This is a genomic window from Actinomycetota bacterium (genome assembly GCA_030650795.1).
In the GTDB taxonomy this organism is placed as follows: Bacteria; Actinomycetota; Actinomycetes; order S36-B12; family S36-B12; genus UBA11398.
The window spans coordinates 1-1,467 of record JAUSDJ010000012.1; the positions used below are offsets into that span (position 1 = coordinate 1).

The 1,467-nt window shown below is 57.3% G+C and carries 1 protein-coding gene; it reads right to left on the minus strand.

All coding sequences use genetic code 11. The features are described 5' to 3' along the window. Window positions 1–58: 58 nt before the first annotated feature. The gene (locus tag Q7L55_03675) at window positions 59–1,369 is read right to left on the minus strand and encodes an ISNCY family transposase (GenBank protein ID MDO8731658.1); all 1,311 of its coding nucleotides are present in this window, start codon (window positions 1,367–1,369) and stop codon (window positions 59–61) included. Window positions 1,370–1,467: the final 98 nt, after the last annotated feature.

Consider the following 1,467-nt stretch of genomic DNA (forward strand, 5'->3'; position numbering starts at 1 on the left):
TGTCAAGCCAAAGTAGAAATGTCCCCCGTCTTAACAAAGTAGAAATGTCCCCTTGGGTTCATGTTGTTATTGGAACTTCTGACTGCTCAGCTGGCGGGGTTTGGAAGGACATCACGCGTTGCCGCCGCTTTTCTTCAGCAGTGGCCCGATCGTAACCCGGATACCGCCACGGATGGTTGTCCGTCGGCCGCCGGTTTACTGAGTTATGATCGCGCACCGGTTCGCCGGTTTGCATCAGCACGTTATCGGTGATCTCAGTCCAGGAGAGCTCGATGCCTGATGCGAAAATCCGCACGCTCCCGTCTCTCAACTCCTCCACTGAGACTTTCTGCCCCGCGACCAAACGCGTTGTTCTGGTCAGCTGAAACCGGCGGCGATCATAACACACAACCGAATCGAGGCTCACCCTGCGCTCTGAATGAATCGAAAAAACGCGTGATAGATCGAGCGACCCGCTTAGTGGCAGGTGAAAGTTCGCTTCATCTCTCGACGGGACGGAATACCTCCGGTTGTGGTCTATCAGATAATTCTTGAGAAACCGGTTTGCATCTGCGTAGTTTGATATTCCCGCGAGACGCATTTTCTTGATCAAACGGTCCTGATGCGTCCCGTGGGCCCTCTCAACTCTGCCTTTGGCCTGCGGCGAGCGAGCGTGGATGAGATGGATGCCGAGTTGCTTGCACATTCGCCCAAACTGCGTAGAACCAACTGATTTCCGCCGCCCTTGCGAGCCAAACGCACCTCCACCGTCAACATACAGCGCCTTGGGAATGCCATACTCCATAATCCACTCCTCCAGCACCTCGGCCACCGCCCACGTAGACTCAGCATCGGCAAAACGTGCCAGCGACTCGCTCCTCGAGTCGTCAACATAGGTGATCAGCCAACCCTTCGGACCACGATCTTCCAACCATCCGTGGAAGCTCCCGTCGGCCTGCACTAACTCACCAAAATGAGCCCGCCGCTCCCGACGCTGTCGGTAGGGCTTCCTCCGCCGCGACAGCGACCACAGCCCGGCATCGAGCATCCAGAGCCTCAACGTCTCCGGACATACCTTGATCCCGTGATCCGATTCCAGATGCTCGGCCGCCAATCTCGGACCGAATCGCTCATCCGGCGGCCCGCTGTAGTGCGCTCGAATCAGATCCAGAGCCCGGGCACGAATTTCCGCCAGCGGCCGCGCACGATTTGACGACCGTCCCAGACTTCCGTGTACCAGGCCAGCAGCGCCTCGCTTCCGATAGCGCCGCAAGAGCCGCTTCATCTGCCGATAGCTCAGCGCCAGCCGCAACGCTGCCTCAGCAACATTGAATTCCCCAGAAACCACTCGCACGCACACCTCAGCGCGCATAAGCTCGACTTCCGACATCCTCGTCCTCTCCACCGACCCAACCCTCGCAAAGAATCGAGTCGATAGGGGACATTTCTATTTTGGAATCAAGGGGACATTATCGGTTTGGTTCAACA